At 70.7% G+C, this 25,183-nt stretch carries 26 protein-coding genes; 9 read left to right on the top strand and 17 right to left on the bottom strand.

Annotation, left to right across the window (positions count from 1 at the left end; all coding sequences use genetic code 11):
* Positions 1-82 precede the first annotated feature (82 nt).
* Both ASF68_RS09570 and ASF68_RS09565 read left to right on the top strand, forming a co-directional pair.
* A complete protein-coding gene (locus tag ASF68_RS09570; RefSeq protein WP_235526776.1) occupies positions 83-415 on the top strand; it encodes a DUF4333 domain-containing protein in 333 nt (110 codons plus the stop codon).
* A 137-nt stretch (positions 416-552) separates the two neighbouring features.
* Positions 553-1,047 carry a GNAT family N-acetyltransferase gene (locus ASF68_RS09565; protein ID WP_056009658.1) on the top strand — a complete coding sequence of 165 codons (495 nt, stop codon included), beginning with the start codon at positions 553-555 and terminating at the stop codon, positions 1,045-1,047.
* 24 nt (positions 1,048-1,071) lie between these two features.
* On the opposite strand, the gene ASF68_RS09560 is transcribed toward ASF68_RS09565, so the two are convergent.
* Entirely contained in the window at positions 1,072-1,965 is an 894-nt protein-coding gene (locus tag ASF68_RS09560; protein WP_056009655.1) for a DUF808 domain-containing protein, read from the bottom strand.
* A 205-nt stretch (positions 1,966-2,170) separates the two neighbouring features.
* Here ASF68_RS09560 and ASF68_RS09555 point away from each other — a divergent pair, with 205 nt between their 5' ends.
* From ASF68_RS09555 to ASF68_RS09545, 3 genes are all read left to right on the top strand, one after another.
* Complete coding sequence (locus ASF68_RS09555; protein ID WP_056009652.1) at positions 2,171-3,382, top strand: hypothetical protein; 1,212 nt, start codon at positions 2,171-2,173, stop codon at positions 3,380-3,382.
* A gap of 194 nt (positions 3,383-3,576) precedes the next feature.
* Positions 3,577-4,521 (top strand): alpha/beta fold hydrolase, encoded by a 945-nt coding sequence (locus ASF68_RS09550; protein WP_056009650.1) that lies wholly within the window; start codon positions 3,577-3,579, stop codon positions 4,519-4,521.
* 91 nt (positions 4,522-4,612) lie between these two features.
* Positions 4,613-4,873, top strand: coding sequence for a hypothetical protein (locus ASF68_RS09545; RefSeq protein WP_056009647.1), 261 nt, complete (start codon positions 4,613-4,615; stop codon positions 4,871-4,873).
* Between the two features lie 13 nt (positions 4,874-4,886).
* Here ASF68_RS09545 and ASF68_RS09540 read toward each other — a convergent pair whose 3' ends face one another.
* Complete coding sequence (locus tag ASF68_RS09540) at positions 4,887-7,190, bottom strand: FdhF/YdeP family oxidoreductase (RefSeq protein ID WP_056009644.1); 2,304 nt, start codon at positions 7,188-7,190, stop codon at positions 4,887-4,889.
* The gene (gene fdhD, locus ASF68_RS09535) at positions 7,187-8,080 is read right to left on the bottom strand and encodes a formate dehydrogenase accessory sulfurtransferase FdhD (protein ID WP_056009641.1); all 894 of its coding nucleotides are present in this window, start codon (positions 8,078-8,080) and stop codon (positions 7,187-7,189) included. The genes ASF68_RS09540 and fdhD overlap by 4 nt, the downstream gene beginning before the upstream one ends.
* Before the next feature lie 93 nt (positions 8,081-8,173).
* Here fdhD and ASF68_RS09530 point away from each other — a divergent pair, with 93 nt between their 5' ends.
* Genes ASF68_RS09530 through ASF68_RS09520 form a run of 3 tightly spaced genes read left to right on the top strand, consistent with a single transcriptional unit; the run spans position 8,174 to position 10,468 of the window.
* Entirely contained in the window at positions 8,174-8,935 is a 762-nt protein-coding gene (locus tag ASF68_RS09530; RefSeq protein WP_056009638.1) for a molybdenum cofactor guanylyltransferase, read from the top strand.
* Positions 8,925-9,218: a DUF6457 domain-containing protein gene (locus ASF68_RS09525; protein WP_056009635.1), complete on the top strand. Its 294-nt coding sequence runs from the start codon at positions 8,925-8,927 to the stop codon at positions 9,216-9,218. Before ASF68_RS09530 ends, ASF68_RS09525 begins: the two co-directional genes overlap by 11 nt.
* Positions 9,215-10,468, top strand: a complete 1,254-nt coding sequence (locus ASF68_RS09520; RefSeq protein ID WP_056009632.1) for a molybdopterin molybdotransferase MoeA — start codon at positions 9,215-9,217, stop codon at positions 10,466-10,468. The genes ASF68_RS09525 and ASF68_RS09520 overlap by 4 nt, the downstream gene beginning before the upstream one ends.
* 42 nt (positions 10,469-10,510) lie before the next feature.
* On the opposite strand, the gene ASF68_RS09515 is transcribed toward ASF68_RS09520, so the two are convergent.
* The 11 genes from ASF68_RS09515 to ASF68_RS09470 all read right to left on the bottom strand — a co-directional run bounded on the left by ASF68_RS09515 (position 10,511) and on the right by ASF68_RS09470 (position 20,882).
* Positions 10,511-11,332, bottom strand: a complete 822-nt coding sequence (locus ASF68_RS09515; protein WP_056009629.1) for an HAD family hydrolase — start codon at positions 11,330-11,332, stop codon at positions 10,511-10,513.
* On the bottom strand, positions 11,329-12,483 hold the full coding sequence (locus tag ASF68_RS18760) for a cysteine protease StiP family protein (RefSeq protein WP_162235751.1): 1,155 nt from the start codon (positions 12,481-12,483) through the stop codon (positions 11,329-11,331). The genes ASF68_RS09515 and ASF68_RS18760 overlap by 4 nt, the downstream gene beginning before the upstream one ends.
* Entirely contained in the window at positions 12,480-13,871 is a 1,392-nt protein-coding gene (locus ASF68_RS18755) for a phosphoribosyltransferase domain-containing protein (protein WP_162239352.1), read from the bottom strand. Before ASF68_RS18755 ends, ASF68_RS18760 begins: the two co-directional genes overlap by 4 nt.
* A complete protein-coding gene (locus ASF68_RS09505) occupies positions 13,868-15,061 on the bottom strand; it encodes an HpcH/HpaI aldolase/citrate lyase family protein (protein WP_056009626.1) in 1,194 nt (397 codons plus the stop codon). Before ASF68_RS09505 ends, ASF68_RS18755 begins: the two co-directional genes overlap by 4 nt.
* A 2-nt stretch (positions 15,062-15,063) precedes the next feature.
* Complete coding sequence (locus ASF68_RS09500; protein WP_056009623.1) at positions 15,064-15,915, bottom strand: hypothetical protein; 852 nt, start codon at positions 15,913-15,915, stop codon at positions 15,064-15,066.
* Between the two features lie 3 nt (positions 15,916-15,918).
* Entirely contained in the window at positions 15,919-16,470 is a 552-nt protein-coding gene (locus tag ASF68_RS09495) for a TerD family protein (protein WP_056009620.1), read from the bottom strand.
* Positions 16,470-16,985 carry a hypothetical protein gene (locus ASF68_RS09490; protein WP_056009617.1) on the bottom strand — a complete coding sequence of 172 codons (516 nt, stop codon included), beginning with the start codon at positions 16,983-16,985 and terminating at the stop codon, positions 16,470-16,472. Before ASF68_RS09490 ends, ASF68_RS09495 begins: the two co-directional genes overlap by 1 nt.
* A 48-nt stretch (positions 16,986-17,033) precedes the next feature.
* Positions 17,034-18,245: a toxic anion resistance protein gene (locus ASF68_RS09485; RefSeq protein ID WP_056009614.1), complete on the bottom strand. Its 1,212-nt coding sequence runs from the start codon at positions 18,243-18,245 to the stop codon at positions 17,034-17,036.
* A 53-nt stretch (positions 18,246-18,298) separates the two neighbouring features.
* Positions 18,299-18,877, bottom strand: coding sequence for a TerD family protein (locus ASF68_RS09480; RefSeq protein ID WP_056009611.1), 579 nt, complete (start codon positions 18,875-18,877; stop codon positions 18,299-18,301).
* A 61-nt stretch (positions 18,878-18,938) separates the two neighbouring features.
* On the bottom strand, positions 18,939-19,529 hold the full coding sequence (locus ASF68_RS09475; protein WP_056009608.1) for a TerD family protein: 591 nt from the start codon (positions 19,527-19,529) through the stop codon (positions 18,939-18,941).
* A 129-nt stretch (positions 19,530-19,658) separates the two neighbouring features.
* A complete protein-coding gene (locus ASF68_RS09470; RefSeq protein WP_056009606.1) occupies positions 19,659-20,882 on the bottom strand; it encodes a TerC family protein in 1,224 nt (407 codons plus the stop codon).
* Positions 20,883-21,004: 122 nt separating this feature from the next.
* Between ASF68_RS09470 and ASF68_RS09465 the strand changes: the two genes are divergently transcribed.
* Positions 21,005-21,496 carry a MarR family winged helix-turn-helix transcriptional regulator gene (locus tag ASF68_RS09465; protein WP_056009603.1) on the top strand — a complete coding sequence of 164 codons (492 nt, stop codon included), beginning with the start codon at positions 21,005-21,007 and terminating at the stop codon, positions 21,494-21,496.
* A gap of 31 nt (positions 21,497-21,527) precedes the next feature.
* Here the strand turns inward: ASF68_RS09465 and ASF68_RS09460 are convergent, their stop codons facing one another.
* The 3 genes from ASF68_RS09460 to ASF68_RS09450 all read right to left on the bottom strand — a co-directional run bounded on the left by ASF68_RS09460 (position 21,528) and on the right by ASF68_RS09450 (position 25,102).
* Entirely contained in the window at positions 21,528-23,048 is a 1,521-nt protein-coding gene (locus ASF68_RS09460) for a glycosyltransferase family 39 protein (protein WP_056009600.1), read from the bottom strand.
* Between the two features lie 110 nt (positions 23,049-23,158).
* On the bottom strand, positions 23,159-24,154 hold the full coding sequence (locus ASF68_RS09455; RefSeq protein WP_056009597.1) for an aldo/keto reductase: 996 nt from the start codon (positions 24,152-24,154) through the stop codon (positions 23,159-23,161).
* Between the two features lie 60 nt (positions 24,155-24,214).
* The gene (locus ASF68_RS09450; RefSeq protein ID WP_056009594.1) at positions 24,215-25,102 is read right to left on the bottom strand and encodes a helix-turn-helix transcriptional regulator; all 888 of its coding nucleotides are present in this window, start codon (positions 25,100-25,102) and stop codon (positions 24,215-24,217) included.
* Positions 25,103-25,183 lie beyond the last annotated feature (81 nt).

The following is a 25,183-nucleotide window of genomic DNA, read 5'->3' as shown; positions in this document are numbered from 1 at the left end:
TGGACGGTGCCGCCACGGTAGCAGCGCCCGCTGGGGAGGACTCCCCATCGCCCACGTGCCGGAGAGCGGACAGACTGGCGGCATGACCCGTCACCGTCTCCTGTCGTCCCTCGCCATCGCTCTGCTGCCGATGGGGCTCCTGCTCACCGGTTGCAGCTTCAGCGCCAGTGCCGGCCTCACCGTCCCCGCCTCGGACGTCGCGGACGCCGCGGCCGGAGCCCTCGAGGAGCAGGTCGGCACCCGGCCCGACCTCGACTGCGGGGACGAGCGCGTCAAGCTCATCGACGAGACCACCGTCGACTGCACGCTCACCGACCCGTCCTCGGGCTCCGAGTACGACGCCGTCGTCACGATCAGCGACGTCGAGGGCACGAAGTACCACGTGGCCGTGCAGGTCGCCGACACCGCGAACTGATCACGCGGTCGGTCGCCGGGCGTGCCCCGGTCGCATCGGTGTCCTCCTGACGCGCTCGGGCCCAGTGGTGCGTGGGAGACTGGCAGACGGCGTCGGTCGCTCGATCACGCCGTCGCAGCCCGCCCCGGAAGAAGCACATGACCGTCGTGACCCCAGCCAGCATCGAGTCCGTCTCCTGGGACGACGAGCGGGCGGTGCGGCTGCGTGCCGCGATGGACGAGGAGATGGGCGCGCGGTACGCGTCCGCCTGGGAGGACTGGAACGCTGAGGCGGCCCAGCGGGCGCAGGCGGCGTTCACCGTGGATTCCGCGGACATCCGGGCGACCTTCCTCGCGCTCGTCGACGGCGAGCCGGTCGGCCATGCCGCGCTGCGACGGCTCGGCGAGGAGTGGGAACTCAAGCGCGTCGTGACCCTGCCCGGCCACCGTGGCCGGGGTGTCTCACGGCTGCTCATCGCGGCCGTCGAGGATGCCGCGCGGGCCGAGGGTGCCTCGCGACTCATCCTGCAGACCGGCGACCGGCAGCCTGAGGCCGTCCGCCTGTACGAGTGGCTCGGCTACGAGCCGATCCCCATCTACCCGCCGTACGAGGTCATCCCGATGTCGCTCTGCTACGCACGGCAGCTGCGATAGCGTCCGGTCGTGCGGCCGCCGCCGTCAGTGCGACGTGGTCGCCGGCTGCTTGCCGGAGCGCAGGCGCGAGATGCCGAGGACGATCCCGACCACGATGAGGCCGAGCACGAGTCCGACCACGGCCGACATCGCGGTGTCGGCGATCCAGACGACCACCGGCCCCGCGGCTTCGATCGCGTGCGTGACGACGTGGAAGAGGTCCAACGGGCCGTGCCAGATCGTCTCGGCGAGGTTCGCGACGACGAGGTGGCCACCCACCCACAGCATCGCGACCGTGCCGACGATGCTGATCACGCGGAAGACGGCGGGCATCGAGGCGACGATGCGCGCGCCCGTGCGCCGGACGCCGCGCGAGGGGTTCTTCATGAGCCGGAGTCCGATGTCGTCGATCTTCACGAGCAGCGCGACCGCGCCGTAGACGACGGCCGTCATGACGAGGCCGATGACGAGGAGTGCGCCGAGGGTCATCCAGATGCCGATGTCGGCGTCGAGGCTGGCCAGCGAGATGAGCATGATCTCGGTGCTGAGGATGAGGTCGGTGCGGACGGCGCCGGAGACCAGCTTCTTCTCGTCCCGGACGTCCTCCTCGGCCGCCTCGTGGTGGACGCCGAACCACTCCATGACCTTCTCGGCGCCCTCGAAGCAGAGGTAGGTGCCGCCGATGATGAGGAGGAACGGCAGGACCCAGGGGGCGAAGGCGGTGAGCAGCAGGGCGATCGGGATGATGATGACGAACTTGTTGATCAGGCTGCCGCGGGCGATGCGCCAGACGACCGGCAGTTCCCGCGCCGGCGTGAGTCCCTGCACGTACTGCGGGGTGACGGCGGCATCGTCGATGACGACACCCGCGGTCTTCGCGCTCGCCTTCAGGGCGGCGCTGAGAATGTCATCGACAACGGCGAGCAGGCCGACCGACATGTGCTTCTCCTTGACTCGGGTGTCGCGCCACCGCGGGCTCGGCGGGGACGGAGTCCAGAGTAGTGCGGATCCGCGGCGTCGCAGGCGGTCGAGTGCGCATCACAGGCACGCTGGCGCGGGCGTCGTCCATCGGGTAGGGGCTGCTCCCTTCCGCTCGGATACCACCCCGGTACTGTTGGCACTCACGACAGATAGGGGATTTCGAATGGTCGAGACCACACCGCGCCGCTCACGGTCGGCCGTGCTCGCGCTGACCTTGACGATCGGAACGCTCGTCGCGGCGGCGATCATCGGCGGGTACTTCATCATCGTCGGCGATCAGGCCGACATCGCCGGACGCGTCTGGCTCACACTGCTGCTGCTCGCGGCGTTCGTCGGAGCCGTCTCACTCGACGCGGCAGCCGGACACGGGCCCAACAAGTGGTACCTGGCCGTGTCGACCCTGGTGAACATCTTCCTCGTCACGGTCGGGTTGTTGAAGTTGTGGAACGGGTGGCTCCAGCCCCCGAACACCGACGACGGCTTCGTCTGGTCCGGACAGATCATGCTGTTCTTCGGCATCGTCATCATCACCCGCGTGGCACTGATCATCATCCAGGTGTACTTCCTGCACTTCGTCACGCGTGCCTCCTCCACCGTGATCAGGGCCACCGGCATCGTGACGATCACGCTCATCATCGCGACGGTCCTCGTGCTCGTGCTGCCGATGGCGTTCCCCGAGGGCACCTGGGCGGATTGGTGGTGGCGCATCGCAGCGGCCACGACGCTCGCTGCAGCCATCTCCGCCGTGATCCCGGTGATCGTCCGTGCGTTCTCGCCGAAGCCCGAGGGTGAACCGGTGAACTACGGCCAGCAGCCGTACCGTCCCGAGGTGTACCAGAGCGCGCCCGCGTACCCGGTCCAGGGCCACCCCGGGCAGCACCAGCCGCCCTACCAGGGTCAGCCGCAGGGCTACCAGAACCAGCCGCAGCAGGGCTACCAAGGTCAGGGCTACCAGGGTCAGCCGCAGCAGGGGTACCAGGGTCAGCCGTATCCCGCTCAGCCCTACCAGGGGCAGCCGAGCCACGGTCAGGGTCAGGGTCAGCAGGGCCAGGGCTACCAAGCTGCGCCGTCCCAGGGGCAGTACGGCCAGCCGCAGGGGCAGCCCGCACCGCAGCCCGGCCAGCAATGGTCGGCACCGGCGTGGCAGGGCTCCACGCCTGGTCAGCAGGCGCCCAGGCCGAACGCCGCGCCGCAGCAGTGGGGCCCGCCGCCGTCCGGGCCGCAGGCGCCAGGGCAACCGTCGAGCCCGCAGCAGCCGCCCGCTCCCGCGCAGCAGCCGCCCGTTCCGCCGCAGCAGGCGCAGCAGCAGGTGCAGCCACCCACTCCTCCGGAAGAGGTGGCGCCGCCCGAGCGGCCGACGCCACCCGCCGAGTAGGCGAACGCATGATGAACCGGCTGGAAGCCTTCGCTTCCAGCCGGTTCTCTTCATATGCGCCGAGCTGCGCACATCTGCGTACGGCCCGTCGGCGCACCCTCGCCTCACGACGGATGTGCGGCGGGCGGCCTCCCGTGAGGATGGAATCGGCGCGGTGCGACCGCCCGCCGCCGGCTCCAACACGATGGGTGACGATGCGCAAGCTCCTGAAGGTTCCACTGATCACGATCGCCACGATCGCCGGGCTGATCGGAGCGACCCTCGCCACCACGAGCATCGTCAACGCCGTCGCCAACGCCACGGAGGCGGCGGAACTGCACCCGTACGGTCAGCTGGTCGACGTCGACGGCAAGCGGATGAACGTCGTCACCAGCGGCGACGCACCGGAGACCATCGTCCTCCTGCCCGGTCAGGGCACCGCCGCGCCCGGTCTCGACTTCCAGCCGCTCGTCGCCGAGCTCCGCGACCAGTACCGCGTGGTCGTCGTCGAACCCTTCGGATACGGCCTCAGCGACCAGACCGACGTCCCCCGCACCTCGGCCAACATCGCGGGCGAGGTCCACGCCGCCCTGCGCGGCCTCGGCATCGACCGCTACGTGCTCGCCGGACACTCGATCGCCGGCATCACCGCCCTTGAATACCTCCAGCGGTACCGCGACGAGGTCACCGCGTTCATCGGCATCGACACGAGCGTCCCCACACAACCGGGTGCGGACGAGGCCACGCCGACCGACGGCCTCGAGGCCCTGAAGTCGCTCGGGATCCTCCGGGTGCTCACCGCGATCGCGCCCGACCCGACCGCAGGGCTGCCCTATGACACGGCGACGAAGCGACAACTCGCGATCCTCGCGAACCGCAACGCCATGAACCCGACGCTGCTCGACGAGATCGCGCACACCCCCGCCAACTTCCGCGCCGCCCGGTCGCAGTCGTTCCCGGCCGACCTCCCGATCCTCATGTTCGTCGTCGGCGACGACCCGGAACTCGCCGACTGGGTGTCCCTCCACGAGGCCCAGCTCGCGGGGATCGACCGGTCCGAGCTCGTCCTGCTCGACGGCGGCCACTACCTGCACCACACCGAGTCGCCGCAGATGGGTGCCGACATCAAGCGGTTCCTCGGCGACACGCCGACCGGCTGAGGGACCGGGCGGATCCGGGCTGGCGTGTCGTCGGATGTCGGGTTAGGCTCGCTGTCTATCGAACGTATGTTCGAATGGCAGGAGGCCACTCATGTTGATCACGAGCACCGAGATCGCGGTCTGGACGACGCCGGCGGGTGTGCCGGAGCGGTTGTTCTGGGAGGGGGCGCGGTACCTCGTGACCGACACCCCGACCCCGCTCGAGCCGAACGTCGCCTTCCTCACCCACCCGCCGGCAGCCACGCCGGCATGGCGGTTCCAGGCGACCGCCACCGACGGCCGGACCTTCGTCTTCGACATCCGTCTCGACGCGGTCCGAGGCCGCTGGCAGCTCCTGCGGGCCTACGAATGATCCGTGCCGCCGGTCACGACAGCCGCGCGCCCGCCGGCTGCAGCCGCACCACGATGGCTTTCGAGACCGGGGTGTTGCTGCGGTCGGCCGTCGCGTCGAGCGGGACGAGGACGTTCGCCTCGGGGAAGTACGCCGCCGCGCACCCTCTGGCCGTCGGGTAGGAGACGGCCCGGAAGCCGAGGAGTTCCCGGTCCGGCTGCCCCGGCCACTCGCTGAAGACGTCGACCGTCTGGCCGTCCTCCAGCCCGAGCTCCGCGAGGTCGTCCGGGTTGACGAACACGACGTTGCGTCCCTGCTTGATCCCCCGGTACCGGTCGTTCAGGCTGTAGATCGTCGTGTTGAACTGGTCGTGCGACCGCAGCGTCTGCAGGAGCAGACGGCCCGGCGGGCAGTGGAGCGGTTCCAGCTCGTTCACCGTCAGGAGCGCACGACCCTCGGGGTTCGTGAACGTGCGGGAGTCACGGGGACCGTTCGGCAACACGAACCCGTCTTCACGACGGATCTGCTCGTTGTAGTCCTCGCACCCCGGGATGACCCGTCCGATGTGCTCCCGGATGGTGTCGTAGTCGTCCTCGAAGGCCTGCCAGGCGATCCCGGAGTCCTCGCCGAGGGTCGCCCGCGCGAGTCGCGTGATGATCGCGACCTCGGAGAGCAGCCCGGGCGCTGCGGGTGGGATCCGTCCGTGCGAGGCGTGGACGGCGCAGACGGAGTCCTCGACGCTGACCATCTGCGGGCCGCTCGCCTGCAGGTCGATCTCGGTCCGCCCGAGGGTCGGCAGGATGATCGCCGCGTCGCCCGTGACCACGTGCGAGCGGTTGAGCTTCGTCGAGATCTGCACCGACATCCCGGTTCCGCGGATCGCCGCTTCGGCGGCGGCGGTGTCGGAGATCGCGGCGACGAAGTTGCCGCCGAGCGACACCCAGGTGCGGATCTCACCGCGTTGCATGGCGCGGATCGCGTTCACCGCGTCGACCCCGTGCGCGCGCGGCATCGGCACACCGAACTCGTCCTCCATGGCGGTGAGGAAGGACTCCGGCATCTGCTCCCAGATGCCCATGGTCCGGTCGCCCTGCACGTTGCTGTGCCCGCGGATCGGCGAGGCGCCGGCACCGGGCTTGCCGATGTTGCCGCGGAGGAGGAGCAGGTTGATGATCTCCTTGATCCCGTTCACGGCGGCCTTGTGCTGTGTCAGCCCCATGGCCCAGGTGACGATCGTCGCGTTCGAGTCGATGTACCGCTGGGCGAACTCGTCGATCTGATCACTCGTGAGCCCGGTCGCCTCGAGCACCTCCGCCTCGTCGAGCTCGGCCAGGTGCGCCGTGAGCTCCTCGAGTCCGAGGCAGTGCTCGGTGAGGAACGCGTGGTCGAGCACGGTTCCGGGTGCGGCTGCCTCGGCCGCCAGGACGCGCTTCGAGACGGCCTGCAGGAGCGCCATGTCGCCACCGAGCCGGATCTGCAGGAACTGGTCCGAGATGACGGTGCCCCGCCCGACCATGCCCCGCACCGTCTGCGGGTTCTTGTACCGTTCGAGCGCGGCCTCGGGAAGCGGATTGACGGAGACGATGGTCGCCCCGGCCCGCTTCGCGTCCTCGAGGGCCGTGAGCATGCGCGGGTGATTCGTGCCCGGGTTCTGGCCCATGACGACGATGAGGTCGGCCTGCTCGAAGTCGGCGTAGGAGATCGTGGACTTCCCGATGCCGATCACCTCGCCGAGCGCGGTGCCCGTGGACTCGTGGCACATGTTCGAGCAGTCCGGCAGGTTGTTGGTGCCGAACGCCCGCACGAACAGTTGGTAGGCGAACGCCGCCTCGTTCGACGCCCGTCCGCTCGTGTAGAACGCGGCCTGGTCCGGGGAGTCCTGCCCGCGCAGCTGTTCACCGACGAGCGCGAAGGCCTCGTCCCAGCTGACCGGGTGATAGTGGTCGGAGCCCGCCGGCTTGTAGACCGGTTCCGAGAGTCGGCCCTGCATGCCGAGCCAGTACTCCGATTTGTCGGCGAGGTCGGTGAGCGAGTGCTCCGCCCAGAACGCGCTCGGGATGACGATCGGGGTCGCCTCCCAGATCACGGCCTTCGCCCCGTTCTCGCAGAACTCCAGCTTCTTGCGATCGTCGGGGTCGGGCCAGGCGCAGCTCATGCAGTCGAAGCCGCCGCGCTGGTTGATCGACGTCAGCAGCTCGGCGGTCCGCAGCGGCCCGAGCTGGCGGAGCGCCGGCTCCATCGAGTGCAGGATGCCGGGGAGGCCGACGGCCACGTGCTTCGGGTGGGAGACCGTGATCGCGGCGTCGGTGACGTCCTCGACGGGCGGCTCGGCGCTCATGCGCTGACTCCGTGCTCGACCACGCCGTGTTCGACGACCTCGTGGACGACCGCCGGGTCCGGCGACGCCAGTCGGTGCGCACCGCTGTAGACGACCATGGAGTCGCCGCGGAGGAACCCGACGAGCGTCATCCCGAGTTCGGTCGCCAACTCGGCCGCGAGCGACGACGGCGCGGAGACGGCGGCGAGCATCGGGATGCCGGCCATCGAAGCCTTCTGCGTGAGCTCGAAGCTCGCCCGACCGGAGACCATGAGCACCATGGACCGCAGCGGGAGCAGGCCCTCCTTCGCCGCCCAGCCGACGACCTTGTCGACCGCGTTGTGTCGACCGACGTCCTCCCGGAGCACGAGCATCTCGCCGGTCGTCGCGTCGAACAGGCCCGCAGCGTGCAGCCCGCCGGTCCGCTCGAACACGGCCTGCTGGGCGCGGAGGCGGTCGGGGAAGGTGATGAGGAGCGCCGGGTCGAGGCGGAAGTCGTCGTCCGCGACGGTGTACCGCGAACTCGTCCGGACGGCGTCGATGCTCGCCTTCCCGCAGAGCCCGCACGAACTCGTCGTGAAGAAGTTCCGCTCCAGGCTCGGGTCGGGGGCGGGGACGCCGGGAGCCAGGGCGACGTCGAGCACGTTGTAGGTGTTGACGCCCTCGTCGGTGGCACCGGCGCAGTACCGGGCGGTCCTGACCTCGTCACCCCGAGCGACGACGCCCTCCGAGACGAGGAACCCGATGGCGAGGTCGACGTCGTGGCCGGGCGTCCGCATGGTGATGGCGAGCGAACGGCCGCCGACGCGGATCTCCAGCGGCTCCTCGACGGCGAGGACGTCCTCGCGAGTGCGCGCGGGCTGTCCCACGGTGATCCGGGTGACGCGTCTGCGCGCCGTGATGCGAGTCATGGCTCATGGCTATCACCACCTCCCGACGAGGGCAAGGTGCCTCACCGGATCCGCAGCCGCCGGTGAGGCTGACGAGCGGCCTAGGCTGGTGCCATGCCCGTCGACGCGATCATCCTCGCGGGAGGGCGATCGTCCCGTCTCGGCGGGGTCGCGAAGGCCTCGCTGCTGCACGACGGACGGACGCTGCTCCAGCTCGCGATCGAGGCCGCACGCCTCACCGGCGGGGCGATCGTGATCGTCGGACCCGATGCCGAGACGGCCGAGCCCGCCGCTGAGACGACTGAGCCCGTCCGATTCGTCCGCGAGCACCCCGCCTTCGGTGGTCCCGCCGCCGCCATCGCCGCGGGCTTGCACGCGCTCCGCGAGGAGGGACCTTCGAGCGCGCACCTCCGGTCCCCGAGCGCACCTCTCCGGTCCCCGAGCTTGTCGAGGGGCGTCGCCGTCCTCGCCTGCGACATGCCTGGCGCGGCTCCGGCGCTCGCCGTCATCCTCGAGACCGCGGCGCTCGCGACCGCCCAGGAACCAGACGTCGACGGTTGGATCGCGGTCGACGCGAGTGGCCGCGACCAGCCGCTGCTCGGCGTGTACCGGAGCGACGCCCTCGAGCGTCGGGTGGCCGAGCTGCAGGCTGCACAGCCGAGCGGCGATCTCACGGGGGTCGCCGTGCGTCACCTCCTGTCCGGCCTCGGGCTTCGGCGGGTGGCCGTCCCCGAGGGCGGCTCCGCCGACGTCGACACCTGGGCCGACGCGGCAGCGTTGGGTGTCGTCGCGAGCGAGACGCCGACGACGCCGGCTCCGACGGATCCCGCGTCCACCACCACGTCCAGCACCCCGAGGAGTCCCCATGACCGATGACCTGCACGCCGTCCTCGCCGAGTGGAGCGACCGGGTGTCCGAGGCGCTCGACCTCGGTGACGTCCCGGTCGACATCGACGCCGTCCTGGGGCTCGCCGGCACCGCGGCCCACGCGGTCCGCCGTCCTGCCGCTCCGCTCACCACCTACCTCGTCGGCATCGCCGTCGGGAAGGCCGTCGCAGCCGGGGCCGACCCGACAGCCGTCGCGCAGGCGGCGACGGCGGCGGTCGAACGGCTGGCCGCCGCGGCGTCCGACGACGCCGACACCGGCGGCACGGCATGACGAGGTCGTCGTGGTCGGACGCCCGCCGCATCGCCCACGCGGCCGGGGTCGAGCAGCGATCGCAGGTCGTCGACAGCGTCGAGCTCGCCACCGCGCTCGGCCACGTCCTCGCCGCGCCCCTCGTGTCGCCCATCGCGATCCCGCACTACGCCTCCTCGGCGATGGACGGATGGGCCGTCGCCGGCGCAGGGCCCTGGGAGCTGGTCCGTGGGGCCGCCGCCGACCGGGCGCGCTCGGTCGGCCTGGAGGTCGGCACCGCGGTCGAGGTCCTGACCGGCGGGCTCATCCCGACCGGTGCCGTCGCCGTCCTGCAGCGGGAACACGGCATCGTGGAGGAGACCGCCGACGCCCTCCGACTCGGTCTCTCCCCGCAGGCTCCGCGCGAGGAACCGGTAGCGGGGCGCCACATCCGCGACGCCGGGACCGAGTCACCGGCGGGGACGATCCTGCTGGACCAGGGCACCCGGCTCGGCCCCGTGCACCTCGCGGTCGCGGCCGGCGGCGGTTTCGACCGGGTGCCGGTGGTGCCGCGGCCGAAGGTCCGACTCGTCCTCACCGGTGACGAGGTCGTGACGAGCGGGGTGCCCGGCGCGGGGTTCGTGCGCGACAGTTTCGGCCCGTCGCTGCCGGGGGTGATCGCGTCGCTCGGCGGCGTCGTCACCTCGAGTGTCCGGGTGCGCGACGACGCCTCCGCGACGGCCGAGGCCCTCGGCACCACGACGCTCGGCACCACCGCGCTCACCGAGCCACCCGCCCGTCGGGCAGGCGAGGTCATCGTCACCACCGGTGGGACGGGCGGCTCGCGAGCCGACCACGTCCGCGCGCTGCTGCGCGACGCCGGGGCGGAGTTCCTCGTCGACGGCGTCGAGGTGCGCCCCGGCGGTCCGGCTCTGCTCGCCCGGCTGCCGGACGGTCGGCTCGTCGTCGGCTTGCCGGGCAATCCGCTCGCGGCGCTGCTCAGCGTCCTCACCCTCGTGCAGCCGCTGCTCGCCGGCCAGCAGGGGCTCGGGCTGCCGCCCCTCCGGCCAGTGGTGCTCGCGTCTCCCGTCGACCCGACCCGCTCCGAGACGGTGCTGCGTCCGTACCGGGCGGTGCTCGACGCTGAGACGGCGGCCGTCACCGCGGAGCCGTCACCGTGGCACGGAGCCGCCATGCTCCGTGGCCTGGCCGACGCCGACGGCGTGCTCGTGCACTCGGGCACCGGTGCGGCGGCGGGCACGGTGGTGCCGTCCCTCGACCTGCCCTGGTAGCGGCAGGCCGGGCCAGAGATCAGCGGTCAGCGGATCAGCGGATCAGCGGATCCCTCGTCCGCCCTGCGCCGCGGCCGTCATGAGCCGGAGCAGCTCCTCGCCGGCGAGGATGCCACGTCGCCCGGTGACGGTGAGGGTGTCGAGCGCGAACCCCTCGTCGTCGAGTTCGCCATGGGCCGGCCGGAACGCGAGGTCGGCGGTCTCGAGCATCGACTGGTCGAGGAGGGAGTCTCCGGCGGCGAGGACGAGCGGGCCGTCGAGTCGGCGCGCGACCTCGCTGACGGCGTCGTGCTTCGTGAGCGTCCGCGGCACGCAGTAGAGCTTGCGCCCCTGCAGGGACACCGTCCACCCGAGTCGCTCGCACTCCTGCTCGACCTGCTCCAACCAGCCTGCGGGGATCGCGTCGCGTTCGACGATCGAGTAGAAGAACAGCGCGTCCGCGACGTTCGTCTTGTGGATCCACGTCGGCGACGCCAGCTCCTCGAACCGCGCGAGCGCCTCGTCGAGTGGTGCGGTGTGGTCGGTGAGGTGCGTCCGCACGCGCGCACGCCAGTCGGCGTCGGGGACCCCGTCGACGAGGATCTCGCCGCCGTTGCTCGTGATCGCGTAGTCGGGGGCGCCGCCCGGCAACTGCACCCGCTGGTACTGCGCCACGGTCCTGGTCGTGACCGGCATGAACACGGCCTGCGTCCGCAGCTCGATCAGCAGACGCTCCGATTCGCGTGTCATGAACGAGATCGGGACGCCGTTCCAGAGTTCCGAGACGACGATCGACGGCGCCTCCGGGTCCGGGGTCTCGAGCCAGAACGCCTTCGGCGAGTAGATGAGGGTGCGGTCGAGGTCGCAGGCGACGAGCGCGCTCACTGGGCGTCTCCGGCGGCGGCGTCGCTCAGCGGGTTGATGAGCCCGACGCAGCTGTAGGGCAGGCCGGGCACGACCTCGACCGGCACCCCGCGTTGTTCGGCGAGGAGGAGTACGTGCGCCACGTCGTCGAGGGCGTCGGGCGACACGAGCACCTTCCACGGCACTCGGCGGAGGAGGACGCGCGTGGTCTCGCCGACGCCGGGCTTCACCAGGTTGACGCTCGGGATGTCGTACTGCTCGCGGATGCGCTCGACGGCGGCCCACCCGATCCAACTCGGCTCACGGTCGGCCGTGGAGGCCTCCTGCACGCCGGCGGCGACATCGTCGAGCACCTCGGAGAAGCGGCCCGACACGGCGTCGAGGAAGGCTCCGGAGACGTCGTGGCTGCTCAACTCCCGGTAGAACTTGGCGCCGTGGAACTGGTCGTCGGAGAGGAGCTCGCGGTTGTAGACGGTGCGTGAGACGAGCCCGGAGACGGTGGAGTTCAGGCAGGCCGAGGGGATGAGGTAGTCGTCGCGGGTGCCGTACACGGGGACGCAGTGGCCCGGGTCGGCGAGGACCGCCAGCTCGTCGGAGAATCGGACACCGTCGGTCTGGGCGAACAGCTCCAGCGCCTCCGTGAGTTCACGTGCGATGGCGCCCTTGCCGGTCCAGCCGTCGATGAAGGCGATCTGCTCGGGGTCGTGGTGGGCGGCGAGGTACCGCAGCGCCGTCCCGTCGACCCCGACGCCGCGGACGATGCTCATCGTGTAGTGCGGGGCGTCGATCCCACGGACCTCCTTCGCCCAGCGGCGCATGAGGATGCCGATGGGCGTGCCGGCGCGGGCGAGCGACACGAGCACGGGCCGGTTCGCGCGGGACGCCAGGACGAGGTCCGTGACGACGCCGACGGCCACGGCGAGGCGACGGCTCGACCGCACGAGGGCGTCCCGGTACAGCTCCTCGTACTCGGGCGAGGGCAGGTACTCGATGGGCAGGGACTCGGCGTAGTGCGCGCGGCCGCTCTGGATCGCGGCCTCGCGTTCGGACGCGTCGGCTTCGAGGCGGGTGTCGCCGAGGTCGGTGAGGAGCCACTGCACCTCGCTCGCGTCGTACGACCCGAAGTCGGGGCCGGTGAGCGGCTCGGGCAGGGCGGCGGCGTCGATGGTCACGGTGCGGGGTTCCATTCGGCTGGGGTGGGGACGGATTCGGCGAGCAGGACGAGGAGGACGACGTCGGTGACGGTCCGGAGCGCCTCGACGACGCCGCCGGGTTCGAGCAGCAGCTCGCGGTCGGCGCCCGGTTCGGGGAACAGGACCACCGCCGCGAAGCGGGATCCGCCGCGCGAGAGGTTGTAGGCGAACCGGGGGCCACGGCCGTCGATGGTGCGGTCGTGGCTCGTGAAGGACACGGCGCTCGCGACGGCGTAGTCGTCGCGGTCGATCACCGCGATGGGCGACCGCGTGGTGGTCGAGAAGCGGGTGGCCCCGCGAGCCTCGTCGAGCTGGTCGGCGACCACGAGCGGCACCGCGATGAACTCCTCGGAGCCGAGGACGAGGACCTCGCCGGCGGGGAGTGACGGCAGGACCCGTTCGGCGACCGCCCGGATCGCCGCCTCGTCGAACCGGCCGGCGGTGCCGAACCGGGCGCTCCGCACCGGCGGGAGGTCGGTGGCGTCGACGAGGTCGACCACCCCGGCGGCCCGGTCGGCGACGGCGGCCGGCGGTGCTGCGTCGATGACCTGTCGCGCGAGCGAGAGCACGTCGTGGGGGAGGTCGACGGCACCCGCGCCGAGCGCCACCACGGAGATCGTCGTGCCGAGTCGGGCGGCGAGTTCGTCGAACGCCCGCCGGTCCTCCTCGGATCGGAGGTCGATCAGGGCGGCGACGACCCACCGGGACTGCGGGGTGGTGGTGTGGAGCGCGGTGATGGTGTTCCGGACCGTTCGGCCGGTGCTCAGCTCGTCGTCCACGAGCACCGTCGTCCCGCCGGCGGTGGCCCAGTCGGGATCGCTCGGGTACAGCCGGTGGTCGCTCGCGTGGGAGTGCTCCTCCTCGAAGGGTGTGAAGGGGGCGTCCTCCTCGTGGCGCGTCGAGTGGAGGTAGGGCGAGCGGAGGGCGTCGGCGACGACGTGGCCGAGCCCGGTGGCCGTCTCGGCGTATCCGATGGTGACGAGCTCGGAGCCTGGCTCCGGCGCCGCGTCGCGGAGGCCGGCCAGCTGCTGTCGGACGGCGCGGAGCTCGGCGAGCCCGGTGGTGTCCGGCAGGCCGCGACGAGCGAGGAGCCGCGCGACCGTCTCGAACGGGGCCGGGTCCGGTTCGGTGCCGTCGAGCGCGCACCGGACGAGGAGACCGAGGAGCTCACCCGCCGCGAGGGCGAGCGCCGGCACCGTCGGGACGTGTTTGGCGAGCACCGTCGAGACGAGCAGCTGCGCGCGCTTCGGGTTGTCGCGGAGGGCCAGCCCGACGAGGTCCTCCACGGGGATCAGGCTCCGGGCCTCGTCCGAGCGCAGGCGGATGCCGACGGCCTCGCTGACGAAGCCGCCCGTCCAGACCGTCACCGCATGCTCGTCTCGAGGAGGTCGACGAAGGTCGTCTCCTCCGCCGCCACCCCGAAGGCCTCGGCGCGCAGCAGGGTCTTCCGCGCCCACGCCTGGTGCGGTTTCATCTCGTTCATCTTGTTCCGGTACGGCGAGGCGTTCGCTCCGCCGCCGACGTCGCCCACCACGGAGAGCGCGTCGACGTACTCCTCGTGGCTCACGACCGACATCGCGTGGACGACCGGCACGTGGCTCGGGTGGATGACCGTCTTGCCGAGCAGGCCGTTCGCCTGGTCGAGGGCGATCTCGCGGATGAGACCGTCGAGTCCCTTCAGCAGCAGCTTCTGCCGCAGCTGCGCCTCGTTGGCGTCCTGGAACGGGGTCATGCGCAACTGCGGGCGCATGAGGCGCTCCGCCGTCTGGAAGTGCTCCCACACGGTCCCGGTGATGACGAAGTCGTCGCCCGGGCGACCGAAGACGTTGACGACGTCGGCGATGACCGAGGAGACGAGCTTCACGTCGTACACGGTGAGGTCGCGGGAGCGCCGGAGCGAGAAGGCGCTCGAGAGGTCGGTGGCCCCGATCCGGACGGCGAGCACGTCCTCGCGGTGGGCCTTCGTGACGTCGACGATGCCGGAGAGCGTGTCGTCGCGGGTCTCGCGGTGGATCATCCGCGGCGATTCGAGGATCGGCATGACGCGGAGTCGTCGAGCGCCGTTCGAGCCGTCCTGGCCGTATTCGCGCTGCACCCGGCCGAGTGCCTCGAAGAAGCGGTCGGCCACCCCGTCGCTGTTCTCGTACTTGGGGATGACGAAGCCGCTCAGCAGGTCGAGGCCGGGACCGAGCATGCAGGCGACCCGCTCGAGCTGCTCCGGCGTGCGGACGCGGATGAAGAGCAGCGGCAGCACGAGGCGCTTGGACCCCGCACGCTTGGCGGCGAGCTGCTGCATCGCCTCCGCGACGTTCGTCTCGGCGACCTCGACCGCGTCGTCGGGGACCGAGTCCTCGAGGCACAGGACCATGCTCAGGCAACCGTGCTTCGCCTGCTTCACGACGTCCTTCGCCAGGGTGGTGCGCGTGCCCGGGCTGTACAGCGTGGCGCCCAGCGCGGCGGCGAGATGCTCGGGAGGTGAGTCGATGCTGATGGGCTCGGGGAGCTTGTGGAACAGTTTCGCGGCGCGCTTGTCGTCCACGTAGCTGAAGTGGCGCATGGTCATCGTCTCCGGGGTTCGCGGCCGACGACGTACGGCGTCGGCTCGAAGCCGAACTGCCGGACAAGCGTCTTGAGGGGGATGTCTGCTGGAAGTGGTTCGAGGCGCAGCTCGAGACGGGAGCCGATGCGGAGCAGGGAGACGACCGGCACGCCGCCCGCCTCGTCGGCGGCGGCGAAGTTCTCGTCGTCGAAGAGTTGCACCGTGAGCGGCTGTCCCGCCGTTCCGACGAACAGCGCGCGTCGGATGAGGTGCACGTGGCGGAGCGCGAGGATCGCGTCGCCGCCGTCGAAGCCCAGGAGCGGTCGGTTGCCGGGCGTGGTCACCGGTGTCCCGTCGGCTCCGCCGTCGGCCGAAGCGACACCCGTGACGCGGTCGACGGTCTCCCACACGATCGCCGTCGCACCGCCGACGATGAGGCTGCCGATCGCCGACTGCCGTGGGTCCAACCGCACGAGCGGGGTCTCGTCGTCGAGGACGCGGACCTCCTCCGCCGTCGGGGCTGGGAACGGCTGCGGGGTGCTCGGCGCTGCGGGGGCCGCAGGGCGTGCCGACGGTGTGGCCGGAGCGGGTGACGAGCCGCCGCCGAGCGTGAGCCCGGTCGACGGCGCGGACGGCTGCGTCGGGGCCGGGGCCGCCGGCGCCGGGGTCGACGCCGCAGGGCTCGACGGCCCGCCGAGCGTGAGCCCGGTCGACGGCGCTGCGGCTGCGGGCGGTGCGGTCGGAGCGCTCGCCGGCGCCGCCGGCGGCGCCACCTGTGCAACCGGCGCGGCCACGACGGGCTCAGGCCGCGGCTTCACCCGACGGCGGAGGTAGTCGATGTCCCGTCGCACCGGGGAGGTGTTGAGTGGCACGGCTCAGAGGTCGATTCGGAAGTCGCGCGCGACACCGGCGAGCCCGCCGGCGTAGCCCTGGCCGAGGGCGCGGAACTTCCAGTCGTCGCGGTGCCGGTACAGCTCGGCGAGCAGCAGCGCCTGGCTGGAGCGCACCTCGGACATCGGGATGTCGAAGCGCACGAGCTCGCGGTCGTCAGCGGTCGCGACGCGGACGAAGGCGGAGCGGACGGGGGAGAAGTCCCCTGGCCCCCGGACGTCGGGGTCGATGTACAGCAGGAACGCGATCTTCGTGACCGCGTCCGGCACGCGGGACAGGTCGACGTCGATCTCCTCGTCGTCGGCCTCGGATGCGAAGGTGACCGCACCGTCCTGGCTCTCGACCTGGTTGAAGAACACGAGGTGGTCGTCGGAGAGGGCCTTGCCGTCGTCGCCGCACATGATCGCCAGCGGCACGGGTTCACTCTGCGGGCCGCGGCTCGCGATGACGTCCCAACCGAACCCGATGAGGAGCTTGTCGAGACCGGGGTTCTCGGCGGTCAGCGCGGCGTTCGCGCCCGCGACGAGCGACGCCATCAGTGCCCGCCCAGCACGAGCCCGGCGTCGGGCTCCTGGAACTTGTCGGAGAGGAACCGGCCGTGGGTGGAGAGTTCGGCGATCGCGCCGATGCGGATCTGGTTGAGGAGGTCGCGGATGGTCTCCTCGATGAGCTCCAACTGCCGTGCGAAGACGATCGTGCTGCGGGAGTCGTCGCCGCGGTCCTCGGCGGGGAGGGCGAGGAACGAGCGCAGCGGCGTCGGCAGGTAGTCGGTGATCATCGCGTCGAGGAGCACCCGCTGCTCCGTCGAGGCGCCCTGCTCGGCGATCGTCGCGACCACGAGCCGCAGCTGGTCGTCGATCTGCCGCAGCTGCGAGGTGAGCAGCGTCGGGAGGTCGCGCCCCACGGAGCGGACCGAGTCACGGAGCTCGTCGAGGTGCCGGGCGGTCGCTTCGTCCTCCGTCTCGCCCACCGGTGCCGGTGCGGCGTCGACGACGCCCAGCGGATCGGTCCCACCGGTCCGCAGTGCGTTCAGCAGTCGTCCGAATGCCATCTCTCGTCCCCCTCGTCCTCAGCGCCCTGACCTCGCAGCGAGCCGAGACTAGCGGAGTTCGCGCTGCTCAGCCTGACGGCTGCGCTCGAGGTACGGCTTCGCCTTCTCGAGGCCGGACTCCAGAGCGGTGACCGTGCCCTCCATGTTCTTCGCGGCTTCGGCACGGAAGGTGTCGATCGCGTCCATGGTCTGGAACACGTTGTCGAACGCGCGCTGCAGGGTGTCGACGCTGACGCCGGCGGTGGAAGCCTGCTGGTGGATCCGCGTCGTCTGGTCCTTCAGCATCTCGCTGGTCTGCAGGATCATGTTGTTCGTCGTGGTGTTGATCGCGTCGATCTGGTCGAGGACCATCTTCTGGTTCGCGAGCGCCTGGGCGACGATGACGGCGGTCCGCAGGGCGGCGATCGTCGTGGTGCGGGCCCGGTCGACACCCTTGATGAGTTCGAGGTTGTTCTTCCGGATGAGGTCCATCGCGAGGTAGCCCTGCACCGACACGGCCAGCTGCGTGAGGATGTCCTGGTGGCGCTGACGCACGGGGAAGAGGACGTCGGCCTCGAGCTTCTGCGCCTCCTCGACACGGCCGGCGGAGCGCGCCTGGTCGATCTTCTCGACACACGCGGCGTCGAGCGCCTTCGCGAAGACGGCGTACTCACTGAGCGCCTGCATCGTCTCCCACAGCTGGACCTTCTCGCCGGCGAGTGCGGCGTTGTCCTTGAGGAGTTCGTCCTGGCCGGCCATGAGCGACTTGATGATCTTGTCGAGCTGGGTCTGCGCGGACTCGTACTTCTGGAAGTACTTCGCGAGCTTGTTGCCACCCGGGATGAAGCCGAGGATCTTCCGGCCGACACCGAGGTCGGCCTGGTTCGGCGTCAGGTCCTCGACGGTGCTGCGGAGGTCGCCGAGCGTCGTCGCGACCTTGATCTGCGCGCTGTCGCCGGAACGCTTCGCGCCGGCCACCGAGGTCGAGGATCGTTCGAGCATGCGGGAGGAGTAGCCGCTGGACTGCACCATCTCCTTGCCGCCGATCTGGTTGATCCCCTCGATCTTCTGCGTGAACTCGGGGGACCGCGGGTCGAGCGTCGCCACCTCGGTCACGAAGGACCGCGCCTGCTGCTGGATCTCGGTCTGGCGTTCAGCGGGGACCGGGACCATGCCAGGTGCCTCTTCGGCCTGCACGACGTCCGGTGCGTCCGGTGCGTGCAGGACGAGGGAGGCTGCGGCCTGATCGTTGGCGTCCGGCGGAGTGAGTGGCGTGCTCATGGCTTCGACCTTGCTCTCGTGTGTGGCTGCTCGTGATGGGGTGCGTCGGGCGCTCAGCCGAGCTGGACGCCGAAGTCACCGGCGATGCCGGCGAGACCGGTGGTGTAGCCCTGGCCGAGGGCCTTGAACTTCCACTCGGATCCGTTGCGGTAGAGCTCGGAGAACAGCATGGCGGTCTCGGGGGCCGCGTCCTCGCTGAGGTCGAAGCGCACGATCTCCGTGCCGTCCTGGTCGACGACGCGGCAGTACGCGCCGCGCACCTGTCCGAAGTTCTGGCGACGCTCGTCGGCCTTGTCGATCGACACGGCGATGACCACGCGCTCGACGTCGGCCGCGACCGCGCCCAGGTCGACGGAGATCTGCTCGTCGTCGCCGGCGCCGTCGCCCGTGCGGTTGTCGCCGAGGTGCTTCACGGAGCCGTCCGCGGCCGCGGGCTGGTTGTAGAAGATGAAGTCCGCCGAGGAGCGCACCTTGCCGTCTGCTCCGATGAGCAGGGCCGAGGCGTCGAGGTCGAAGGCCTCACCGCTCGTGGTGCGCGGGTCCCAGCCGAGGCCCACCGTCGCGACCGTGAGGCCCGGGCTGGTCTTGGTGAGCGAGAGGTTGTTGCCCTTTTCGAGGCTGAGTCCTGCCATGGTGATCGCTTCTCCTTCGATGGAACACGCGCTGAGGCGCCGGGGACTGCTGGGGGTGGTGCTAGAGGACCTGGGCGGCGGGGCCGAGGAGGTCCATGACGGAGCGGCCGTTCGCGCGCTCGCCGATCGCCTTGAAGGCCCAGCCGTTGCCCTCGCGCGACACCTTCGAGATGATCATCGCGGTGTGCGGGCCGGAGTCGGTCAGCTGGTAGCGGGCGACCTCGGGCGAGCCGGGGGTCGAGTCGTCGATGATGCGGCTGAACGCGTTCTGCACGGTGTCGAAGGTCTGGCGGCTGTAGCTGCTGATCACGAAGACGATCTGCTGGACGGACGGGGCCACCTTCGAGAGGTCGACGAGGATCGTCTCGTCGTCGCCGTCGCCCGCACCCGTGAGGTTGTCGCCGGTGTGGGTGGCCGAGCCGTCCTTGCTGGCGAGCTGCTGGAACCAGATGGTGTCGAGCACCTTGCCGGTCGCGTCGAAGAAGATCGCCGAGGCGTCGAGGTCGATGTCGGGGGCGGAGGAGCGACCGAAGAGGCCGCGCTTCACCGGTGCGACGCCGTCCCAGCCGAGGCCCAGACGGATCCGCGTGAGTGCGCCACCGTCCTGCTTCGTCAGTGAGAGCGACTGGCCCTTTTCCAGACTCAGACCCATGGTTCCGTCTCCTAGATGCATCATCGTGTTGCGGGTGGTGAGGTGTCCGACGTGCGCCCCCGGCCGAAGCTGGGAGCGCACGTCAACGTTATCGGTTCAGCGAGGTGAACGCCCGGATTCCCGGTCCGTTCAGAGCAGACCGCGCGAATCGGAGCTCTTCGCCTGCAGCTCGTGGGCCCGGGCGAGCAGCCGCTGGAGCTCCTCGTCGTCGGCCGCCTTCGCCTGGTGCTTGGGCTTCAGGTTCGCGAAGGACTTCTGGCGCTCGACCATGCGGGTGTAGCTCGTCTCGAGTTCGACCTCGTCCACGTGGTGTCCGTCCGGGATGTCCTCCGGGGAGTCGGCGTGGTCGACGATCTTCTTCGCCTGGGTGCGGGCGTCGCTGATGATCGTGTGCGCACGACCGGCCGGGCTGAGGAGCGAGGCGAGGACCGTGACGGTCAGGATGCCGATGATGACGATGAGCGACAGGCCCGTGCTGATCTCGAACACCGGGATGTGCTCGCCACCGTTGAGGAACGGCAGGGTGTTCTCGTGCAGCGCGTGCAGGACGAGCTTCACACCGATGAAGCCGAGGATCGCCGCCAGGCCGTAGCTGAGGAAGATGAGGCGGTCGAGCAGGCCGTCGATGAGGAAGTAGAGCTGACGGAGGCCGAGGAGCGAGAACGCCGTCGCGGTGAAGACGATGTACGGGTTCTGCGTGAGGCCGAAGATCGCGGGGATCGAGTCGAGCGCGAAGAGCAGGTCGGTGCCGCCGATGGCGACCATGACGAGCAGCATCGGCGTGAGGACCTTCTTGCCGTTCTCGATGGTGACGAGCTTGTCGCCGTCGTAGCGGTCCGTGGTCTTGAACAGGCGCTTGGCGAGACGGATGACGAAGTTGTTCGCGTCGTCGCTCTCCTCTTCCGGGCGGAGGAGCTTGATCGCCGTGAAGATGAGGAACGCACCGAAGATGTAGAACAGCCAGGACCAGGCGTTGACCGCGGCGGCACCGAGGAAGATGAAGCCGGTGCGGGCGATGAGGGCGAAGACGATGCCGAAGAGGAGCACCTTCTGCTGGTCGGCCCGCGGGACGCGGAAGCTCGACATGATGATGAGGAAGACGAAGAGGTTGTCGACCGACAGGGCCTTCTCCGTGATGTAGCCGGCGAAGTACTCGGATCCGAGCGTGCCACCGCCGAAGAAGAGGACGCCGAGGCCGAAGACGATGGCGACGCCGACGTAGAGGGCCGACCACTTCGCGGCTTCCGGCAGCGTCGGCTCGTGGGCCTTGCGCACGTGGAAGATGAAGTCGAAGGCGAGGAGGGCCAGAATGCCGACGATCGTCAGCAGCCAGACGTATCCGGGGATTTCCATGGGCTGTGTTCTCCGCAGCGCTCGAGGTGGGGGACAGTTGAGGGTTAGTTGGTGCTGTCCCACTATATAGTTGGTATGGTCCAACGAACACCCGAACGCCCGTATTCAGAAAGAATTCAGCTATGAGCGAGGATCTCGGCCCAGACGACGCCGGTGCGGTCATCGAAGCCTCGCTCGCGACGGTGTCGCGCTGGTCGAGCCGGGCCGACAACCGACGGACGCTGCACGACGCCGACGGCGCGGCACTCACGAGCACCGACGCCTGGCTCCTCGACTACGTGCTCTCGGCCGGGCCGATCCGCATGTCCGCCGTCGCCGGCTGGATGTCCGTCGACAAGTCGACCGCCACCGCCGAGGTCCGCCGCCTCGAGCAGGGCGGGCTCGTCGAGCGCGTGACCGACCCGAGCGACCGCCGCGCCGTCCTCGTGAGCGCCACCGAGGAGGGCCGGATCGCCCTCGACCGGCACCGGCAGGCGGCCCAGCAGGTCTACAACACGCTCGTCGGCAAGTGGAGCGAGCGCGACCGCACCGAACTCGCCCGGCTCCTGTCGCGGTTCGTCGACGAGTTCTCCTGGGTCAGCGACGCGGTGTCCCAGCACAACGCGAGTCGCTGACGCGGCCCGTCGACGCGGAGTCGCTGACGCGTCAGTCGCGCACCAGCTCGTACACCGTGCTGCGGTGCACCGGGAAGACGCGCTCGACCCGGTACCCGAGCGCTTCGAGGTCGGCGACGTCCGGAGCCGCCTCGGAGCCCTCCACCGCCCAGACCCGCGCGTGACCGGCGAGCTCGTCGTGGAGGTCCGCCAACGGGGCGGCGAGGTCGGCCAACTCGGGGCGCTCGCGGTAGCTCTCCACGAGCGCCACGTCGTCGAGGCCGGTGAACGCCGTCGGGTACAGGTCGATGGCGAGTCGGGACTGCCGCGAGGGCTTCACCGACTGGTCGAACACGACGGCGTCGCCCGGCGACGCGTGCGCCTGGACGACCTCGGCGGTCTGTCGGAGGTCGCTCCCGTCGTCCTTCGCGAACGGCCCGCGTTGCGTCACGAGGACCGGGACCGCGACGGCCATGACCAGGACGACGCCGACGGCGGTCGCCACGGCACGGTCCGCGCGCGCCGGGAGGAGCCCGACGAGCGTCCGGAGTCCGAGCGCCATCATGATCGCGACGGCCGGCACGCAGAAGGTGACGTAGCGCAGGTTGTACATCGGGGTCACGAGGGCGTTGCCGATGATGAGCAGGACGGTCGGGGCGAGTGCCCAGACGGCGACCATCGCGAGCCCTTGCCGCTCACCGACGGCGCGTCGCATCGTGAGGACGCCGATCGGGGCGAGGAGGATGAGCGCCCAGGCGACGGCGGCGAAGACGGGTTCCTGGAACCACTGGCCGATGAACACCGACTCCGGGGTCGCGTAGTCGCGCCGCCCGAGGAACGCGATCTGCCCCCGCTGCGCAATCCCGGCGACCACGATGGGGGCGCCCAGGAGCAGCGCCCCGGCGAGCGACCAGGCCCACGCCCGGACCACGGCGCGTCCGGGGCGCTGCAGGAGCATCCAGGCGGCGTGGACGATCAGGAGCATGGCGAGGTAGAGGAACAGGTACATCGAGGCGGCGCTCGCGACGGCGAACAACGCCCAGCTGCGGCGCGAGGTCGACCGGCGGCGGACGAGAGAGACGAACCACACCGTCAGCCAGACGACCGCCGCCATCCCCAGCGCGTACGAGCGCGTCTCCGCACCCATCCGCGTCACCTGCGGGATGACGGCGAAGAGCAGTCCGGCGGTGACGCCGACCGCCGGGGTGAAGAGTGACCGCGCGAGCACCACGACGCCGGCCGCCGCGAGGCCGACGCCGATCGCACTGGGGATCCTCGTGGCGGCTTCGGCGGTTCCGAAGGCGCCGGTCCAGAGGTGCAGGAACAGGTAGTAGAGCCCGTGCACGGCGTCGATGTGGCCGATCATCCCGAACATCACCGGGAGTGGACGCTCCGCTGCGAGGACGCTCGCCGCCTCATCGCCCCAGTACGACGGGGTGCCGATCCCGATGAGCGAGACGACGGTGGCGAACACGCCGACGACCGGGGCGATCGCCCGGCCGGCAAGACGCGCGCGGAGCATGCCCCAGCGTTCCTGCGGGCGTCCTGTCGGCACGGTGATCGTCGCGGTCATGGCTTCTCCTCGGACGCGACCACCTGACGCGTCGGCCCATCGTCCGCCGCGCGGATGAACGGCAGCAGAGAGATCCCTGTGAGGGCGCCCGGCTCACCAGCGCAGCCGGATCAGCGGTTCGTCTGCGCCTCGAGCTCGTCCGGGTAGCGCCCGCCGACGATGTGGACCGAGTCGGATCGCTCGGTGAGCGCATGGAGGTCGGCCTCGCTCAGGGTGAGGTCGGCTGCACGGAGGTTCTCCTCGAGGCGGTGCGGTTTCGTCGTCCCCGGGATCGGGACGATCCACGGCTCGCGACCGAGGAGCCAGGCGAGCGCGACCTGCGCCGGGGTGGCGTCGAGTCCGCGGGCGAGTTCCGTGATGCCCTCCATCAGCGCCAGGTTCTGCTGGAGGGCCTCCGGGGCGAAGCGGGGGATGCTGGCCCGCAGGTCGTTGCCCTCCTCGAACCCGGTCGTCGTGTCGATCGTGCCGGTGAGGAACCCCTTGCCGAGCGGGCTGAACGGGACGAAGCCGATGCCGAGTTCCGCACAGGCCGCGAGCACGCCCTCCTCGGGGCGCCGCCACCAGAGCGAGTACTCGGACTGGACCGCGGTGACCGGCTGGACGGCGTGCGCGCGCCGGATCGTCGACTCGGCCGCCTCGGAGAGGCCGTAGTGCTTGACCTTCCCGGCCGAGATCAGCTCGCGGACGGCCTCGGCGAACTCCTCGATGGGGTGCTCGGGGTTCACGCGGTGCTGGTAGTAGAGGTCGATCGTGTCGATGCCGAGGCGGTGGAGCGAGCCGTCGACGGCCGTCGCGACCTCGTCCGGGCGGAGCATGCGGCCCGTCGCCGTGTGGGTGTCGGGGTCGACGTGGTTCGCGAACTTGGTGGCGATGACGACCTGGTCCCGGACCGGGCGCAGTGCCTCGCCGACGAGTTCCTCGTTGCGGTGGGGTCCGTAGATCTCCGCGGTGTCGAAGAAGGTGACGCCGCGATCGACGGCCGAGCGGAGCAGGTCGATCATCGGGCCACGGTCGGGACGGCCGCTGTAGCCGCCGGTCATGCTCATGCAGCCGAGGCCGATGGCCGAGACCGTGAGACCGCTGGTGCCGAGGGTGCGTGTGTGCATGGGGACTCCTGGGGTTCGGGGTGGTGCGTCGGGACGGAGGTGGGGTCGGTGGAGGTCTGGTCAGTGGGGGTCGGCCGGCGCGGTGGTCGTCGCGAGTGCCCGGGTGGCCGCCCAGCTGGCGAGGAGGGTGAGGGCCTCCTCCGTGGGGGTGCCGGGTTCCGCGGCGTAGATCATCAGGCTGAGGCCGGGGTCCTCGCGGAGTTCGGCCGCCTCGAAGACGAGGTCGACCTCGCCGACGACGGGGTGGATGAAGTGTTTGCGGCCCGTGGTGTGTCGGCGCACATCGTGCATGCCCCACTTGCGGCGGAACGCCTCGCTGCGGGTCGAGAGCTCGCCGACGAGGTCGTGGAGGCCCTTGTCGTGCGGGTCGCGTCCCGCCTCGCCGCGGAGGATCGCGACGGTCGCGTCCGCCGCCGCGTCCCAGTCCGGATAGAAGCGGTCGGCGTGCGGGCGGTCGAGGAAGCAGAAGCGGGCGAGGTTCGGGGGACGGTCGGATCCGTCGAACAGGTCCACGTACATCGCCCGGCCGAGTGCGTTCGCCGCGAGGATGTCCATCCGGCCGTTCCGGATGATCGCGCAGCCGGCGGTGATGGAGTCGATGATCACCTGCAGCCCCGGGCGCACCGTCGGTGTGCGGGACGGCTTGGTGGGGCGTCGGGTGGAGACCGGCCCGGCGGCCCGGGCGAGGGCGAACAGGTGCTCGCGTTCGGCGTCGTCCAGCACGAGTGCCGTCGCGATGGCGTGCAGGACACTCTCGGAGGCACCGCGCAGGTCACCGCGTTCGAGTCGCGAGTAGTACTCCACGCTCATCCCGGCGAGGAGGGCGACCTCAGCCCGACGCAGCCCCGGGACCCGACGGTTGGGGCCTGCCGGCAGCTCGACCTGCTCGGGGCGGATGCGTGCTCGACGAGTGACGAGGAACTCGCGAACGTCCTCTCGGTTGTCCATGCCGACGAGCCTAGACACGTCCCGACCGGCGAGGGAGGCCCTGCCGAAACACCCTTCAGCGGGGTGCCCGGGTGGGGAGTT

Source organism: Plantibacter sp. Leaf314, from assembly GCF_001423185.1.
Classification (GTDB): domain Bacteria; phylum Actinomycetota; class Actinomycetes; order Actinomycetales; family Microbacteriaceae; genus Plantibacter.
Note: the sequence above shows the minus strand (reverse complement) of the source record. Positions and strands in the feature narration are given on the sequence as shown.

Bases quoted from the DNA above. Each gene is read 5' to 3' on its own strand.
- ASF68_RS09520 (WP_056009632.1), top strand. From the start codon at position 9,215: ATGACGAGGTCGTCGTGGTCGGACGCCCGCCGCATCGCCCACGCGGCC.
- ASF68_RS09455 (WP_056009597.1), bottom strand. From the start codon at position 24,154: ATGCACACACGCACCCTCGGCACCAGCGGTCTCACGGTCTCGGCCATC.
- ASF68_RS09530 (WP_056009638.1), top strand. From the start codon at position 8,174: ATGCCCGTCGACGCGATCATCCTCGCGGGAGGGCGATCGTCCCGTCTC.
- ASF68_RS09460 (WP_056009600.1), bottom strand. From the start codon at position 23,048: ATGACCGCGACGATCACCGTGCCGACAGGACGCCCGCAGGAACGCTGG.
- ASF68_RS09480 (WP_056009611.1), bottom strand. From the start codon at position 18,877: ATGGCAGGACTCAGCCTCGAAAAGGGCAACAACCTCTCGCTCACCAAG.
- ASF68_RS09490 (WP_056009617.1), bottom strand. From the start codon at position 16,985: ATGGCATTCGGACGACTGCTGAACGCACTGCGGACCGGTGGGACCGAT.
- ASF68_RS09570 (WP_235526776.1), top strand. From the start codon at position 83: ATGACCCGTCACCGTCTCCTGTCGTCCCTCGCCATCGCTCTGCTGCCG.
- ASF68_RS09560 (WP_056009655.1), bottom strand. From the start codon at position 1,965: ATGTCGGTCGGCCTGCTCGCCGTTGTCGATGACATTCTCAGCGCCGCC.
- ASF68_RS09540 (WP_056009644.1), bottom strand. From the start codon at position 7,190: ATGAGCGCCGAGCCGCCCGTCGAGGACGTCACCGACGCCGCGATCACG.
- ASF68_RS09470 (WP_056009606.1), bottom strand. From the start codon at position 20,882: ATGGAAATCCCCGGATACGTCTGGCTGCTGACGATCGTCGGCATTCTG.
- ASF68_RS09550 (WP_056009650.1), top strand. From the start codon at position 3,577: ATGCGCAAGCTCCTGAAGGTTCCACTGATCACGATCGCCACGATCGCC.
- ASF68_RS09495 (WP_056009620.1), bottom strand. From the start codon at position 16,470: ATGGCGTCGCTCGTCGCGGGCGCGAACGCCGCGCTGACCGCCGAGAAC.
- ASF68_RS09505 (WP_056009626.1), bottom strand. From the start codon at position 15,061: ATGCGCCACTTCAGCTACGTGGACGACAAGCGCGCCGCGAAACTGTTC.
- ASF68_RS09525 (WP_056009635.1), top strand. From the start codon at position 8,925: ATGACCGATGACCTGCACGCCGTCCTCGCCGAGTGGAGCGACCGGGTG.
- ASF68_RS09475 (WP_056009608.1), bottom strand. From the start codon at position 19,529: ATGGGTCTGAGTCTGGAAAAGGGCCAGTCGCTCTCACTGACGAAGCAG.
- fdhD (WP_056009641.1), bottom strand. From the start codon at position 8,080: ATGACTCGCATCACGGCGCGCAGACGCGTCACCCGGATCACCGTGGGA.
- ASF68_RS09450 (WP_056009594.1), bottom strand. From the start codon at position 25,102: ATGGACAACCGAGAGGACGTTCGCGAGTTCCTCGTCACTCGTCGAGCA.
- ASF68_RS09545 (WP_056009647.1), top strand. From the start codon at position 4,613: ATGTTGATCACGAGCACCGAGATCGCGGTCTGGACGACGCCGGCGGGT.
- ASF68_RS09555 (WP_056009652.1), top strand. From the start codon at position 2,171: ATGGTCGAGACCACACCGCGCCGCTCACGGTCGGCCGTGCTCGCGCTG.
- ASF68_RS09565 (WP_056009658.1), top strand. From the start codon at position 553: ATGACCGTCGTGACCCCAGCCAGCATCGAGTCCGTCTCCTGGGACGAC.
- ASF68_RS09465 (WP_056009603.1), top strand. From the start codon at position 21,005: ATGAGCGAGGATCTCGGCCCAGACGACGCCGGTGCGGTCATCGAAGCC.
- ASF68_RS09485 (WP_056009614.1), bottom strand. From the start codon at position 18,245: ATGAGCACGCCACTCACTCCGCCGGACGCCAACGATCAGGCCGCAGCC.